Below are 15,016 nucleotides of genomic sequence, written 5' to 3'. Positions count from 1 at the left end.
TCAGCTCCCCGTGGAACGCACGAGCACCGCCGCCGTGCGCAGCAGGATGCAGACGTCCTGCCACAGCGACCAGGTGTCGATGTACGCGTTGTCGAAGCGGGCCCGGTCCTCGATCGAGGTGTCCCCGCGCAACCCGCTGACCTGCGCGAGCCCGGTGACCCCCGCCCGCATCCGGTGCCGGGCCGCGTAGCCGGGGTACAGCTGGCTGAACCGCGCGACGAAGAAGGGGCGTTCGGGGCGCGGTCCGACCAGGCTCATGTCGCCCCGGAAGACGTTCCACAGCTGGAGCAGCTCGTCCAGCGAGGTCCGGCGCAGGAAACGGCAGAAGGCGCTCATCTCCGGCTCGCCCGCCACACTCCAGCGCGTCGCGGACTCGCGCGCGTCGGCCGGGCGGTAGGTGCGGAACTTCAGCAGGGTGAAGGGACGCCCGTCCTTGCCGATCCGCTCCTGCCGGAACACCACGCCCGGCCCCTCGGTCAGCCGCAGCACCGCCGCGCACACCAGCAGCAGCGGACCGCACAGCACGAGCAGCGCGCCCGAGACCGTCACGTCCACCAGCCGCTTGGCCAGGCTGTCAGGGCGCCGCGCGCCCGCGTCGAGACGCCGTACGGCGAACCCGGCCAGCCGCTCGCGCACGCCGTACGCCGGTCCGTCCGCCGCCACCTCCCACACCGCGCAGCCCGACTCGGCGAGCGCCCGCAGCAGCGGGGCCCGTTCGGCGCGGGTCGCCGGGCCGACGACGAGGACGGTACGCACCCCGTTCTGGAGCAAGGCACGCTCCACCTGCTCCTCACCGGTCAGCACCGGCAGGCCGTCGCTGCCGTCCGCCCGGTCCGCGACCACACCGACCGGCAGCACCCCGCAGCGCGGGTGCCTGAGCAGCGCGGCCGCCACCCGCTGGGCGGTCGCAGCGGGGCCGACCACCAGGGCCGACCCCGGCCGCCGCAGCCGGGCCGCCGTGCGCCGGGCCCGCACCACGCCCCGGCCCGCGCAGGCCACCGCCGAGTGCAGCGCCCAGCCGAGCAGCAGGGTGGGCACGGTCAGCGCGTCGGCCGGTTCACGGGCCGCGACGAGCGCGGCGAGCGCCAGCCAGCAGACCGCGATCCGGCCGCAGACGGCGGGCAGTCCGTCCGGCACCCCGGACACCGGGTGCGCCGGCCGGGGCCGCAGCAGCAGGGCGCCGCACAGCAGCGCGGCGACCAGCAGCGGGCGGTGCGTGGCCGTGTCCAGCGCGGCGGCGCCCGCCAGCGCCCCGGCGAGGTCGGCGGCGAGCAGCGGCAGGGGCGAGGCGGCCCGGGCGGGCGGCCGCCGCAGCGGCAGCCGGAGGCCGCGCGCGGCACGGGCCCGTACGAGCGGAACCTGGTCCCGGGCCCGCGGGGCGGGGGCGGTGCTTTCCGTGGTCACGAGAGAAGGGACTCCCTGTGCTCGCAGGGCACGGGCGGCCGGGCGCCGAGGAGTTCGCGGTAGAGGTCCGCGATCCGCCCGGCGGTGTGCCGCACGTCGTGGGTGGACAGGACGTGGCGGCGCCCGGCCTCGCCGAACTCCGCGCGCAGCGGCGCGTCGCTCAGCAGCCCGGCGACGGCGGCGGCCAGCGCGCCCGGGTCCTCGGACGGCACCAGACAGAGCCCGGCCGACGCGGGCGGCAGGCTCTCCCGCGCGCCGTCCACGTCGGCGAGCACCACGGGCCGCCCGCAGGCCAGCGCCTCCAGCGGGGCGAGCGCCATGCCCTCCCAGCGCGAGGGCAGCACCACCAGATCGGCGGCCCGGTACCAGGGCCGTACGTCACGCACCGCGCCCGGGAACAGCACGCCCGGGCCCGCCGCCGCGCGCAGCGCCGCCCGGTCGGGGCCGTCGCCGACCAGCGCCAGCCGGGCGCCGGGCACCTCGGCCCGCACCCGCTCCCAGGCGCGCAGCAGCACGTCCTGCCCCTTCTGACGGCACAGGCGTCCGACACAGACGACGAGGGGCGCGGTGCCGAGGTCCACCCCCGACTCCGCCGACAGCGCGGCGCGCGCGGTCCCGGCCGGGGAGGGGCAGAAGCGCACCGGGTCCACCCCGTTGGGGATCACGGCGTACGAGGCACGCACCCCGGCGCGCAGGCCCCGCTCGCGCTCCGCCTCGCTGACGCACACCACACGGTCGGCCCAGCGGGCCCCCAGCCGCTCCCAGCGCCGGGCCAGCAGACCGGTGAGCCCGTCGGCCGCCTCGAACGACCAGGCGTGCGGCTGGAACACGGTCGGAATCCGGCCGCGCAGGGCGAGCCGGGCGGCCAGGCCGGCCTTCGCGCTGTGCGCGTGCACCAGGCCGGGCCGCGCCTGCGCTATCAGACGCCGAAGCCGCCGCACCTCGCCCCGCAGCCCGGGACCGGGCGACCGCACGGCCGTCCACTCCCACACCTCGGCCCCCAACTCGCGTGCTCCGGTGGCGAGTTCACTGTCCGGGCAGCCGACGGACACCCGCAGTCCCGTGGCGAGCTGGGCCCGTACGAGGTCCAGGACGACCCGGGCGACACCGCCGTCGACGGGTTGCGCGAGGTGCAGGACGCGGGGCCGGGAGTCGGGGGCTGGCTGATGCATTCGCGGACTACCTCGCTCGGGGAAGGGGGGCGCTCGGGGCTGCGGCCGCAGCGGGGGGCGCCAGGGGTCGGGGACGGGAGCGCGCCGCGCTGCCGGGCGCCCCTCGCGGAGCGGAAGCCACCGGTCCTCGTCGCGTCCCCGAGGGGAACGAGAGGAAAGCCCCGCTGGTCACCGCCGTGCGGCCGGGCGTGATCGAGACCCGACGGGTGCGGGCAGCGCCCCTCGGGCAACAGCCGTATCCACCGCTCGACCCGGGGCAGTACGGACCCCGTCGTGCCGGTCGTGCGCTCCACTACGCCATTCGGGGGAGAAAGCGGGTCGCGCCCGCGCCCGGCGCACGACCGCGCCCGGGGGAGGGCGCACGCGGCCCGCCCTTCTCCCATGGCCCTTCCGGGGCCGGAAATCGAGTCGGCGATCGAGTCATCAATAAGGCGAATCAGGACAACTCTGCCGGATCGGCGAGAGCACCCCGCACGCACTTCACTCCTTTGGCGGCACAACCCCCGGGGATGCCACGCGTTGACACTGCGTCGGGCACCCCGCCCGGACTTTTGTCTCGATTTGCAAGGAGCACTTCTCCATGTCGCGTATCGCCAAGGGCCTGGTCCTGACCTCCGCCGCCGTCGCGGCCGTCGCCGGCGGTGCCGGTGTGGCTGCCGCCGACGCCGGAGCGAGCGGCGTCGCCGCCGGCTCCCCCGGTGTCCTGTCGGGCAACGTCATCCAGGTCCCGGTCCACATCCCGGTCAACGTCTGCGGCAACACCATCGACGTCATCGGCCTGCTGAACCCGGCCTTCGGCAACACCTGCGTCAACGACTGACCTCACGGCGCACCCCTTCGGCCGGCCGTCCGCCCGCGCATCGACCGCGGGCGGGCGGCCGGTTTCAGTGAGTTGCCGTAGAGAGGAACCAAGATGAAGTCCCTGAAGGCCGCCGCCGTGCTCGCCGGTTCCGTCGCCCTCGCCGGCGCCGCCGCGCCCGCGTTCGCCTACACCGGCGATCTGACCCCCTCCAGCCTCAACGGCGCCGTCGACCAGGTCGCCAAGGGCGGTCTGACCGTGCGCGACGTGATGCCGCTCCAGCACCAGTCGAACGCCCTCGACACGGAGAACAAGGCGTCCGCCCTGAACACCGTCAACGGCGCCACGGCCGCGCTCAACCAGCCCGACCAGCTGCTCGGCGGCCTGCCCCTCAAGGGCTGACCCGCCCGCCCCGGGCGCGAGGCGAGGGGGCCGGTCCCGTACGGGCGGCGACCGGCCCCTGGTGTGCCCCGGGGGTGTGAGGCGACCGGGTGCGGACCCGCTTCCCTCGTTCGTGTGGAGCGCCCCGGAGAGATCCCCCCAAAGAGTGAGAAGCCGCCCGGACCCCGCTCTTTCCGTCGATAAGGTCGCGCGGTGACCTCAACCTCAAGCGACGCCCCCGCCTTCCGCGGCACCGACCTCGGCACCCTGGTCCTGCTGGCCTGGAGCGGCGAGGCCCCCGACGGCTACGACATGCCGTACCTGCTGGCCTACTCCCTCGGCGACGCGCCCGGCGGCCCGCTCGTCACCGCCGCCGCGGTCCACCAGCTGCTCACGCTCAACGGCCTGTCCGTCGGCGACGGGGTGACCGACGGCTCCACCCGGCCCAGCCTCCCCGTCACCCTGCTCGTCGAGGCCGGCCAGGCCGTCGTCAACATGCCGCAGCTCGTCGCCCAGGCCGACGCGCCCCCGGAGTGGCTCGCCGCCGTCGCCCAGCGCGGCTACGCCTACCTCGTCTTCACCACCCGCGCCTGGCCCCAGGGCCGCCCCGGGATGCCCGTCACCCCGGCCGCGCTCGCCGCCTTCGCCGGAGCCGACGAGACCCTGCACGCGGCCGCGCACGTCATGCTCCCGGCCCGCACCCTGCGCGGCTGATGACCCGGACCCGGGCGGGCGGCCGGGCCCCCGGAGTACTGCTCGTGCTCACCGGGGCGGCCGGACTGCTCGCCTCCTGGGTCATCACCCTGGACGAGTTCAAGCTGCTCAAGGACCCGTCCTTCACCCCCGGCTGCAGCCTCAACCCGGTCGTCTCCTGCGGCAGCGTGATGAAGAGCGCCCAGGCGTCCGTCTTCGGCTTCCCCAACCCGATGCTGGGCCTGGTCGCCTACGCCGCCGTGGTCTGCGTGGGCACCGGTCTGCTGGCCGGTGCCCGCTTCCCCGGCTGGTACTGGCTGACGTTCTGGGCCGGGTGCCTGTTCGGCGTCGGGTTCGTCTCCTGGCTCCAGTTCGAGTCGCTGTACCGCGTCGACGCGTTGTGCCTGTGGTGCTGTCTGGCCTGGGCGGCGACGATCGTCCTCTTCTGGTACGTCACCTCGCTCACCGTCCGGCACGGCTTCCTGCCCGCGCCGGGCCCGGTCCGGACCTTCTTCACCGACTTCACCTGGCTCGTCACGCTGCTCCACCTCGGTGTCGTCGGCGTCCTCGTCCTCACCCGCTGGTGGGACTTCTGGACCGGCTGACCGGGGCCGTCCTACCCGGATGGCCCTGCGGCGGTGACTACGCGCGGCCCGCGCCGGTTACCGGTACCGACATCCGATCCGCGACGAGGAGTTGAGACATGGCTGTCGGTGCCGATGGTGCGGCGGTGGGGGCGGGAACGCCGGCCGGAGGGGGCGCGGTGAGAACGACACGGCGGGAGCTGGCCCGGGGGCTGCTGGCCTCCGCCGCCGCGCTCGCCCTGGCCCCGGTGGTCGCCGCCTCCCGGCCACTGCCCCCGGGCGACCCCTCCGACACCGCCTTCGACGAGACCTACCGGGGCCGCCACATCCAGGGCTACGCCGTCCCCACCCTCACCCGCCGCAGCGGCGAGGGCGACTGGCAGATCACCGTGGACGGCAGCCCGCTGCACCTCATGCGGCGCGCGGACGGCACCTGGATGAGCATGGTCGACCACTACACGTCGTACCCCACGCCCCTGGCGGCGACCCGCGCGGCCGTCGACGAGCTGGGCCCCGGGCGGCACGTGCGGAATCTGGCGCCGGGTCCGGCCGGCGGGATGCGGCACGCGGGCGGCGGCACGGTCCGCCCGGGCGGGATGATGGACGAGATGGCGGGGGGCACGCATGGCGTACACGCGTAAGAACGTCACGGCCCTCACCGCGACCGAGCGCCGCCGGTTCGTCAACGCGCTCCTCGAGGTGAAACGGCGCGGCGAGTACGACGAGTTCGTGCGCACCCACATCGACTACTACACCTCCGACGGCGAGAAGGGCCTGCGCGCGGCCCACATGTGCCCCTCCTTCCTGCCCTGGCACCGCAGGTTCCTCCTCGACCTGGAGACCGCGCTGCGCCGCGTCGACTCCTCGGTGACCCTGCCGTACTGGGACTGGACCCGGGACCGCGCCACCACCGCCGCGCCCTGGACGGCGGACCTGCTCGGCGGCAACGGACGGCGCTCCGACCGGCAGGTGACGACCGGTCCGTTCGCCTACGGGGCCGGGCACTGGACCCTCAAGGTGAACGTCACCGACGGCAAGGCCCTCACCCGCGACCTCGGCCGCGCCGCCAACCCCATCCAGCTGCCGACGAAGAGCGAACTCCAGTCGGCCCTGGACGACCCGGTCTACGACGCCTCCCCCTGGGACTCCACCGCCACCCGGGGCTTCCGCAACAAACTGGAGGGCTGGGGGACCGGCAGCGGCAGCGTCTCCTGGCGCAACCACAACCGGGTGCACCGCTGGGTCGGCGGCGACATGCTCGGCGGCGCCTCCGTCAACGACCCGGTGTTCTGGCTGCACCACGCCTTCATCGACTACCAGTGGTACCGCTGGCAGCGCGCCCACACCAGTCACCGCTACCTCCCCGCGAACCCGCCCGGCGCGGGCGACAAGCAGCAGGGCAGGATCGTCGCCCGCTTCCAGAAACTCCCGCCGTGGAACGTCACGCCGGACTCGCTGGAGGACGTGAGCGGGATCTACCGGTACGCCTGAGGCCGCGGGGGCGGAACACAGGGAAGAGCCCCGGCGCTCGGAGTGCCGGGGCTCTGTGGTGACGCGCGGGGGTGACTCAGCCGCCGTAGCCGGAGTCGCCGTAGCCCTCGGGGGCCTCGGGGGCGACCGGGGTGGTGGGCGGGGTCTGCTCGCCGACGTTGGCGCAGGTGTTGCCGAACGCCGGGTTCAGCAGGCCGACCACGTTGACGCTGTTCCCGCACAGGTTGACGGGGATGTTGATCGGGGCCTGGATCACGTTGCCGGACAGCACGCCCGGCGAACCGACCGCGGCACCCTGGGCCCCCGCGTCGGCCAGCGCCAGGCCGGCCCCGCCGACCAGCACGGCACCGGTGCCGAGGGCGACGACGGCTGCCTTCGCGATGCGAGACATCACGTTCTCCTTTTGTTGCTCGGGTTGTTGCTCGGGGGAGTGCGGCCGGCGGGTCTGGCCCAGCCGCCGCACTTCCCGTTCAACGGCCCCGGCCGGGGGTGGTCACGGGCGGCCCGGAAGAGATCCCCCTTTTGCGGCGAAACGGGTCAAGGGGGTGCTTGTGGGCGCCTGTTCCGGTCCCCGGCTCAGGGAAGCCGGCGTACGGGCGAGCCCGCGAGGTACGCCTCGCCGGCGGGCGGCGGCTCGACGTCGAAGACCCGAGCCCGAGCAGCCCCGGCCGGGCCCCGTGCGGATCGTCCCCGAGGGCGTCGTCGCCCTGGACGTGCTCCCGCGACACGACGACGCCCCCCGTCCCTGGAGCCCGGATCATGTGTGCCGAGCGGGGGACGCGGCACCGCTCACGTACTCGTACGCCCCTGAGTACCCGCACTCTGTTCGACACCGCTCCGAACGGAAACGCTGGGGTCATGAGCAGATCATGGAAGTCCCTCGTCCCCGAGCCGCTGACGACCCTCGCCCTGGCCGCGCTCTCGATCGCCCTCTGGGCCGCCTGGCTCGGCTGGGACCAGCACTACGACGCGCACCCGGACGGCTCGGTCAGCGGCCCGTACGAACCCTGGCAGGTCGTCGGCCTGGTCCTGACCCTGCTGGTGCCGGTGTGCTGGGCGGCGTCCCGCCGGCGCTCCCGCGCCGCGATCGTCGGCGTCCCGCTCGGCCTGGCCATCGCCGCGTTCTACGACTGGTCGGACGACGCCAGCGGGCTCTTCGGGGTCGGGGTGCTGCTGGTGCTGGTGGGGAGTGTGGCCGCGACGACAGTGGTCTCTGCGGTGATCGGCTCGATGCGGCACCCCGGCAGGACTCGCACCCGCGGATAAGCGCCTAGAAAATAGACCGCTATTTCTGGCGATATGGTCGTCGTGTCCGGGGCGAATGATGCTCGCGTCGACAGATCGTCGCTGAGTGTGTGCGTTACTGTGCGAGTGATGTCAAGAAAGCGGCCAGGAACAGAGCCAATGACAGGAAAGGTCCCATGGCCTCGGGAAGTCCAAGTGTGGTGTGTTTTTGGAGGGCTATACCATCGTCCTCGACGGATGCATCTCTGTGTTTCGTAAGCTCTTCTGCGACAGCGTCTCTCTGACGCTTTCCCATTAGTGCGGCACTAAATGCCACGACCGGTATGCGGCGTTGCCCGGACACGCCCAGCGTGAGTGCCGTCCGGCCCTCCAGTACGGTGATTGTGTGATACGGGATCAAATATAGGGTATATATATTATTGATGCGGAAGTAGTTTTTTTCAAATGAGACATAAGGGTTGATGTTTATTCGCCATATCATGTAAAGAACAAATGGAGCGGGTGCCAGGGCGGCCAGGCGTCCCCCCCATGTCCACGTTCCGCCCGGGTCGGACTGGAGCGTGGCTTGAAGTGCGAGCACCGCCGCCTGGGCAATGCCGGCCAGCACCACCTTTCTGGTCCTTCTTATTTTCTTCATTTAAGCCGTCTCCGTCTCTTCTGTTTGTGTCTGGGTGACAGAATTCCCGCCCGCCCCGACCTCGGGGCGGGCGGGAATTCTGTTCGCTATGGCCTGCCTACGGCTTGAAAAGCGGCTTTGTCAGGATGCCTATCAGGGTTCGTCGGCCTGATGTGTAGTGTTCCTGAATGGTGTTGGATATTTGCTCGCCCAGCTTGGGTGCTATGTAGGGCGCGACGATTGCCGCTGACGCCCCCCAGAGGCCAACCCCGTCGTGAATGCAGCTCAGGCCGCTTCCGTAGGTGGGGTTGCAGGAGTCGTAAGCCTGTAGTGCTGCCGACGCAAGGCCCACCATTGAACCGATCTTCGCTACTGCTTCCATGAGCTCTGCCGGGCCGGCAGCGCATTCGCCGATTGTGGCTGCTACGCAGAGGGTCGCACCAGCTGACGCAGCCGCGTTCGTATTTTCACCGATGTCGCCAGCGATCTCGATGGCATTGCGGTGGTCGTGGATGAATTTCGTCACTGCCCAAGGTGCATCGGGGATGCACTTCGATGGCGAGCTGCTCTGGCTCAGGCAGTCCTTGAATTCCCGCGCCGTTTCGAGCTTCTCCGGGTCGATGTCATTGGCCAAGAACTGGTTCCAGCTGCCGTAGGACTTCTTGTAGCCGAGCCCGGTGTCGGAGTCGGTCAGCCAGTTGTACGTCGGCTTGTCGACCTTTCCGAGCCCCTTGATGTGCAGACTGCTGCTGTCGGTCTTGGTGTAGGCCCCGGAACCGTGGGTGCATGAGCCGTTGTGACAGCTTCCGGCGCTCGGTGTGCTGGGATCGATCGGGCCGTCCGTGATGATTTCACGGTGTTTGCCAGTGATGTTTCCCTTCGGAGTGCCAACACCGCAGACATCGGCGAAGCAAAGGCCCGATGGATCGGTGAACGCCACGGGGTTGTTGATCGCGTACGAGTAGGCGTTGAGATTCTGTGGGAGGTACGGCGTCGTAATCGCGTCGGGGCTGATGAATCTTCCCAGACTCGCGTCGTACATCCGCGCTCCGAGGACGGAGAGGCCGGTGGAATCGTCCTCACTATCGCCCAGGAAACCTCGGTCCAATCCTGCTGGCAGGTCGCCGCCGGTGGCGCGGCTCTGGCCGAATGGTGTGTACCGGCGGCGGGTGATGACTCCGCCCATGGTGATCAGCAGGGAGGTGGACGCCTGGGTGTCGCTGAGAAGCCAGGTCAGCTTACCGTTGGTGGTTCCATCCGCTTCTCGCATCGCGAGCGCCGTGTCGGCTGCAGAGTAGAAGCGGGTGGCTTTGACGCTGCCACCGACGGCCTTGTGGAGCTCATGCCCATCAAGGTAGAGCACGTTCTCCGTCGGCGAGGTGCGCAGGAGGATGTTCCCTGCGCTGTCATAGACGTACGTGCTGGTCTGGTCACCTCCCGTCTTCTTCTGGGTGATGCTCGCGACACGGTGCTGAGGTGTCCATTGGAGCGTGGACGTCACCCCGGAGACGGTGCGGCTCGTCATTTGCCCGGCACCGTTGTAGGCGAACGTGTCGCTGCCGGCAGCTGTCATGGCATGAGGTCGCGGCTGGCCCGCGGTGTAGGTGGACTCGTCCGCGCTGTAGCCGGGGTAGTGGTAGTCCTTGGTCGCGGAACCACTGGAAGTGGTGTCGGTGACGGACTGTATGTTGCCCAGCTGATCGTATGTGTACGACTTCTGGTACGGGTCGGGCGCGGCGAAGTCTGACTTCGGCGTCGTGGTGCAGGCTGTCGCCTTAGTCGTCCACGCCGCCGTCAGGCGGCTCAGATCGTCATAGTTGAAACACTCCTGTTGGCTGACCGTATTGTCGCGAGCTGCCGTGATCTGCCCCGCGTCGTTCCGAGTAAACGTGTCGTCTTGAGCCTTGGTTGTCACACCGTTGGTGGAAGCATTGGTCGTGATGTTCTTGAGCCAGCCGGTTCCGTTGGCGTCGTCATACGTGTAGGCCCGGGTGACCGAAGCGCTGGTGCCCACGGTGCCGATTGAACGGTTGGCCAGACGACCGTAATTGTCGTACCCCGTGCCGGCCAGGTAGGTGCCGAGGCCACTGGTGACCTTATTGATCCTGCCCTGGGCAGTGTATGAGGTTGTCACCTTCTCGGCTGGCAGGCCGCCGATAGCGGGGTAGTCGAGTGCGGTGATGTGATCGGCGGTGTCGTAGGTGTAGCCGATGGTGTACGTGCCGTCGAGGCCGGTTCCGTCAGCGGGGACGATCAGTGACGTGGATGTTGCACGTCCGCGAGCGTCGTAGCCGTTCACACGCGAAACGTAGGCTTTGCCGCCGGAGTAGCTGGTCGATGCCGCGGGCAGCCCGAGGCCGTTGGTGGCAGTGTCGTAGGAGACGTCGGTCAGGACGGTGGTGCCCTGCTCGGTTCTCGTCGGGCGGTTGAGGGCGTCGTACTCGTAAGTCAGCTGTGTGTTGGCACCGTCTGTAGCCGTGGACAGGTTGCCGTTGGAGTCGTAGGTCGAGGACGAACTCCCGGTGTCCGGGTCCTGCTCGGTGAGACGTTCGCCTGCCCAGTTGTAGGTGTAGTGAGTCGTGTTGTTGAGCGCGTCGTGGATGTACTTCAGTTGTCCGCTACGCGTGTACTCGTAGGTAGTGGAGTAGGCCGAAGCACCGTTGTGTTCAACCACCTGCACGGTCTGGTCGTAGACGTCTGAGTAGGAATCACTCGCGCCTCCCTTGGGCGGCACGACGGTCTTCTTGTCGGCGCCGGTATAGATGGTCGCCGTCTTGCCCGATGTCTGGGCGACGCCGTTGACCTGTATTTGGGAGAGCGTGGTGCGTCCGGCCCAGTCGACTTGCAAATCGTTGTAGGACGGGATGGCGGAAACAGCCGGGTTCACCAACCCCGAACCAGTGGTGCCGGAGTTGTAGAACGGGGAGGAAGTTCCGGCGACATTGCCGGAAGAGTCGTAACGGGTGGTTGTCACCGTGCGTCCGGTGCCGGACGGCGCGGGCACCTGTGTCTCGCGTGTGCGACCGAGGCCGTCGGTGTACGACACGGCGAGGTCATAGGTCGAACCGGACTGCAGTACCTGTGACGTGGTCTTCAGCGGCCCGCCGGTGGCGACGTCGGGCGTGCCGCTCGAGGTGTCGGCGACAGGGATGCTGTAGGCGAACTTCATGGACGGATTGCCGTCAGGGTAGTTCGCGGACTCGGTCGGCTGGAACACCTGCGAGAGGCGTCCGGCCGCGTCGTAGACGATCCGTGTGGTGTTGCCGTTGGCGTCGACGGTCTTCCAAGGCTGTCCGAAGTACCGCGATGTGTAGGTGGTGGACGTCATGGCCGTTCCCGGTCCGGTGCCGTCCGGGTCGGGTGTGGTGGTGGTGATGCCGTCGATGGGCCAGGAAGTGGCCGGGTTGTAGGCGGTGGTGGTCAGGTTGCCCTTGCCGTCCCACGACTTCAGCACGCGCCCGGCATTGTCGTAGGAAGACCTGACGTTGCGGTAGTTGCCGGCGTCGGTGTAGGTGCGGACTTCGGTGGCGTTACCGTCGGTCAGGGCCGTGTTGTTGTCGGTGAAGGACGTTGCGCCGTCGTAGAAGGTGACGGTGCGCCGGTCCTGGTGCAGGGTGTCCTGGCCGTTGGCCTGGTCCTGCGCCTGGGTGCTGCAGCCGACGGAGTAGTGCCGCATGTCGTCCTGGTAGACCATCCACCGCTGGGTTCCGGTGGAGTCCAGGGTGTCGGTGTTGTAGGCGCGGCCGAACTCGGTGCACTGGTTGTCGGAGATGCCGGTTTCGCCGCCGTCGTCGGTCCGCATGGGCAGACCGAAGGTGGTGGAGGCCGCCTCGGTGTCGTCGTACTCGTTCTGCACCACGTGCTCACGCCACGTCGCCAGGTCGGCGGTGGAGGTGTGGACCTTGTCGTAGGTGCGGGTCTCGTCCTCGCGGACGAACCGGGCGTCGGGGAGACCGGTGTACTGGGCGGTGTCGTGCACCCAGTACTCGTGCCACACGCGCTGCTGCGAGGTGTCGCTGTCGTCGCGCGCGGAGGTCTCCAGCGTTTGTCCCGCCAGCCACGGCGAGTCCGTCCAGGTCTTGTTCTCGGAATCGGTGACGCTCACCGAACGCGTCTTGGACGAGTCCGTCTTCGAAGTCCGGTCACCGTCCAGACCACGGTAGAGCCAGCTGTAGGTGGAGTGCTTGTTCGACCCGGCACCGGTTGTGACCAGCACCTTTCCATAGCCACGCCACTCCGACCAGGATTCGTCGGAGTCCTTCACCAGCGGGTCGGCGGTGAAACGCCAGCCCGGCGCGCCGTCGTACTCGTACGTCGTCGTCATCGCCGGATCGCCGTCGGCGAGGTCACCGGGATCGACCTCGACCTTGGTCACGACGAACTTCTTGAACCAGCCCGTCTTCGCGTTCGTCGCACCTTCGGGCGTCCACTTCTGCCAGAAGCACTCGTAGTGGTTGTCCGACTCTGTGGGCAGGTTCGAGGCGTCGCACTCGCGGGATATCGTGCCGCCTTCGTCCGTGGCATGACCGTACGTCACCAAAACGGTTGATCCCGTGTCGGTGGTGACCTGATTGACGCGACGGAAGTTGAGCTCCGCGTCGCCGACCAGGTTGTCCTGCCACTCACCGTTGAAATTCAGCGTCGGCAGCGTGATGTCGTCACCCGAATACCCACGCCGCTGGATGTAGTCCAGCCACAACTGGCCGTCGACCGAGCCGGACGGGTTCATCAGTGCGTGCCGCAGCTGGTACTGCATCACCAGATCCCACGACGCGGCGTCATTGTCCCGCACGTATGTCTTGACGTCCCACAGCATCTTGCGCTCAAAGAACGTCGGATAGTACGTCTTGCCAGCACAGGCAGAATCATCCGACGAACCGTCACACATGAGGTCGACCGGAACGTCCGGATACGAGGACGGGCTGGAGCCGATCGTCGGGCAGTCTGGAGCGGTGTTGTCCAGCGGATCCTTCTCCGCCATTCGCTCCACACACCGATTGTAGTAGCTGAACTCCACCTTCGCTGGCAGCTGCGCACCGCTGATCTGCGAGGACCAGCCGTACTCGATCCGCGTCAGATAGCTCGCCGCGTCGTACTTGCGCGCCTTGTCCGCCGCGGCCACCGACCGGTAGTAGTTGGTCTCCGTGTCGTAGAAGTAGGCAGATTCGACCTCGTTGGCCGTCACGACCCGGTCCAGCTGCCAGCGCCAGGTCTGCTGGCACGGCTGGGGGAACTGGTCGTGGCACGGCTCGCCCGTGTCGTTGCCGACCACCGGCACCCGCAGGGCCGAGTTCGTGGCAGCACCCGTGCGCTGGGACTTGCCCCAGCCGAAGTAGTAACGCGTGCCGTCCTGCTGGGAGATGACCCAGTAGTCCTGCGACCAGTCACTGGAGTCGTGCGTCAGCCTCTGGACCCGCCAGCCCGGATCGTCCTTCAGGTGGTACGAGCCGCTGCCGTTGTTGTCCTGGATCAGCTCGCTGCTGACGCCGTCGAGGTCGATGGTGTACACCGCACCAGACGGCTCCCCCGAGGGACTGGGTGAAGCCCAGCACAGGTCACCGATGGTCGGCAGACCATCATCCGCGCAGTTCCTGTACTTCCGCTCGATGAACCCGCCCGCGTTCATCTCCCAGCCCATGCCCACAACAGAGGCCTGGTTGTTCGACGCCGACGTACGTCCGTCGATCGACTGCGAGTTGTAGTTGAAGGAGACATCCGGGGCATCCCCCACCGGGGGAGCCGGCACCTGGAGCGGCACCGAATAGGTGAAGGCGCCGGAGCCGGTGGAGACGTCCCACTTGCCGGTCGGCGACAGGGTGCTCGCCCGGTAGTCACCCGCGTCCGACGACGAGCCGGCCGCCAGCGTGTAGACCGCGCCGCCCGACGTTGCAGTCGCTGCCGGCGTGCTGGTCGCGTACGACATTGTGGACAGACCCGGGGCAGCGTCCCCCTTCGGAGCCGCAGCGGCCTCCACCGTCGCCGTCAGCTTCCCGGCCTTGGTGTCATTGACCGCGTCGACGTACTCGCCCTTGCGGCACCGCTTCGCTTTGGGAGTCGTGGCCGCGCAGGCGGGCAGCTTCAGCAATCGCAGTCGCCCGGCGAAGTCACCACCGTACGCCTTGGCGAAACCCGAGTAGTCGATCGAGATGTCCGCCGGACCCTGTGACGTGCCGCCATCCCGTCGCAGTACCCGCACGGCGAGCCCGAGACCACCAGCCGCCTCGGCCTTGCGATGGTCCAGGATCTGCAAGTCCACTTTCGACGGGCTGATTCCACGCTTACCGACTGCCGACTTCTTACCTTTGGCAGCTTTCTTAGTGTCACTTTGTGTTTTGATCCGGTGAACCGACACCACGGACACTTTGTTCGCGTTCGCTCCGGCCCCGGCCAGATTCACCGTCTTACGCCCGGCCTTCGGCCAAGATACGCCGGGAGCCTTGGACATGCCGTGCTCCGCCGTCGGCAGTGCAGGGACGTCCAACTTCCGTGCCGGTACATTTGGTTCGTGATGAAGTGGCACCGCTGCTGCCACGGATGGGGTGAACGCCACCGCCGATATCAGCCCTGCCAGCAAACTTTTGCTGGCCAAGGCAGCAAAAGTTCGTGAACTCAGACGTCTCACGAGACTCCT

At 69.0% G+C, this 15,016-nt stretch carries 12 protein-coding genes; 7 read left to right on the top strand and 5 right to left on the bottom strand.

Annotated elements, in window-relative coordinates; genetic code table 11:
- Together AB0898_RS06975 and AB0898_RS06970 are read right to left on the bottom strand one after the other, a co-directional pair.
- Nucleotides 1-1,404: an exopolysaccharide biosynthesis polyprenyl glycosylphosphotransferase gene (locus tag AB0898_RS06975; protein ID WP_366801778.1), complete on the bottom strand. Its 1,404-nt coding sequence runs from the start codon at nucleotides 1,402-1,404 to the stop codon at nucleotides 1-3.
- Nucleotides 1,401-2,576, bottom strand: a complete 1,176-nt coding sequence (locus AB0898_RS06970) for a glycosyltransferase (RefSeq protein ID WP_366801777.1) — start codon at nucleotides 2,574-2,576, stop codon at nucleotides 1,401-1,403. Before AB0898_RS06970 ends, AB0898_RS06975 begins: the two co-directional genes overlap by 4 nt.
- 580 nt (nucleotides 2,577-3,156) lie before the next feature.
- Between AB0898_RS06970 and AB0898_RS06965 the strand changes: the two genes are divergently transcribed.
- The 6 genes from AB0898_RS06965 to AB0898_RS06940 all read left to right on the top strand — a co-directional run bounded on the left by AB0898_RS06965 (nucleotide 3,157) and on the right by AB0898_RS06940 (nucleotide 6,524).
- Nucleotides 3,157-3,396: a chaplin gene (locus tag AB0898_RS06965; protein ID WP_018545032.1), complete on the top strand. Its 240-nt coding sequence runs from the start codon at nucleotides 3,157-3,159 to the stop codon at nucleotides 3,394-3,396.
- 93 nt (nucleotides 3,397-3,489) lie between these two features.
- Nucleotides 3,490-3,777, top strand: a complete 288-nt coding sequence (locus AB0898_RS06960; RefSeq protein ID WP_366801776.1) for a hypothetical protein — start codon at nucleotides 3,490-3,492, stop codon at nucleotides 3,775-3,777.
- 192 nt (nucleotides 3,778-3,969) lie between these two features.
- A complete protein-coding gene (locus AB0898_RS06955; protein ID WP_366801775.1) occupies nucleotides 3,970-4,470 on the top strand; it encodes a DUF5949 family protein in 501 nt (166 codons plus the stop codon).
- Nucleotides 4,470-5,054 carry a vitamin K epoxide reductase family protein gene (locus AB0898_RS06950; RefSeq protein WP_366801774.1) on the top strand — a complete coding sequence of 195 codons (585 nt, stop codon included), beginning with the start codon at nucleotides 4,470-4,472 and terminating at the stop codon, nucleotides 5,052-5,054. Before AB0898_RS06955 ends, AB0898_RS06950 begins: the two co-directional genes overlap by 1 nt.
- A 98-nt stretch (nucleotides 5,055-5,152) precedes the next feature.
- The gene (locus AB0898_RS06945) at nucleotides 5,153-5,674 is read left to right on the top strand and encodes a tyrosinase family oxidase copper chaperone (RefSeq protein ID WP_366801773.1); all 522 of its coding nucleotides are present in this window, start codon (nucleotides 5,153-5,155) and stop codon (nucleotides 5,672-5,674) included.
- On the top strand, nucleotides 5,658-6,524 hold the full coding sequence (locus AB0898_RS06940) for a tyrosinase family protein (protein WP_366801772.1): 867 nt from the start codon (nucleotides 5,658-5,660) through the stop codon (nucleotides 6,522-6,524). The genes AB0898_RS06945 and AB0898_RS06940 overlap by 17 nt, the downstream gene beginning before the upstream one ends.
- Before the next feature lie 76 nt (nucleotides 6,525-6,600).
- Here AB0898_RS06940 and AB0898_RS06935 read toward each other — a convergent pair whose 3' ends face one another.
- Entirely contained in the window at nucleotides 6,601-6,915 is a 315-nt protein-coding gene (locus AB0898_RS06935; protein ID WP_366801771.1) for a chaplin, read from the bottom strand.
- Between the two features lie 467 nt (nucleotides 6,916-7,382).
- Between AB0898_RS06935 and AB0898_RS06930 the strand changes: the two genes are divergently transcribed.
- Nucleotides 7,383-7,790 carry a hypothetical protein gene (locus AB0898_RS06930; protein WP_366801770.1) on the top strand — a complete coding sequence of 136 codons (408 nt, stop codon included), beginning with the start codon at nucleotides 7,383-7,385 and terminating at the stop codon, nucleotides 7,788-7,790.
- A 94-nt stretch (nucleotides 7,791-7,884) separates the two neighbouring features.
- Here AB0898_RS06930 and AB0898_RS06925 read toward each other — a convergent pair whose 3' ends face one another.
- Nucleotides 7,885-8,379, bottom strand: coding sequence for a hypothetical protein (locus tag AB0898_RS06925; protein WP_366801769.1), 495 nt, complete (start codon nucleotides 8,377-8,379; stop codon nucleotides 7,885-7,887).
- 124 nt (nucleotides 8,380-8,503) lie between these two features.
- Nucleotides 8,504-14,830, bottom strand: coding sequence for an RHS repeat-associated core domain-containing protein (locus AB0898_RS06920; RefSeq protein ID WP_366801768.1), 6,327 nt, complete (start codon nucleotides 14,828-14,830; stop codon nucleotides 8,504-8,506).
- Nucleotides 14,831-15,016 lie beyond the last annotated feature (186 nt).

Source organism: Streptomyces sp. NPDC005435, assembly GCF_040703155.1.
Classification (GTDB): domain Bacteria; phylum Actinomycetota; class Actinomycetes; order Streptomycetales; family Streptomycetaceae; genus Streptomyces.
Note: the sequence above shows the minus strand (reverse complement) of the source record. Positions and strands in the feature narration are given on the sequence as shown.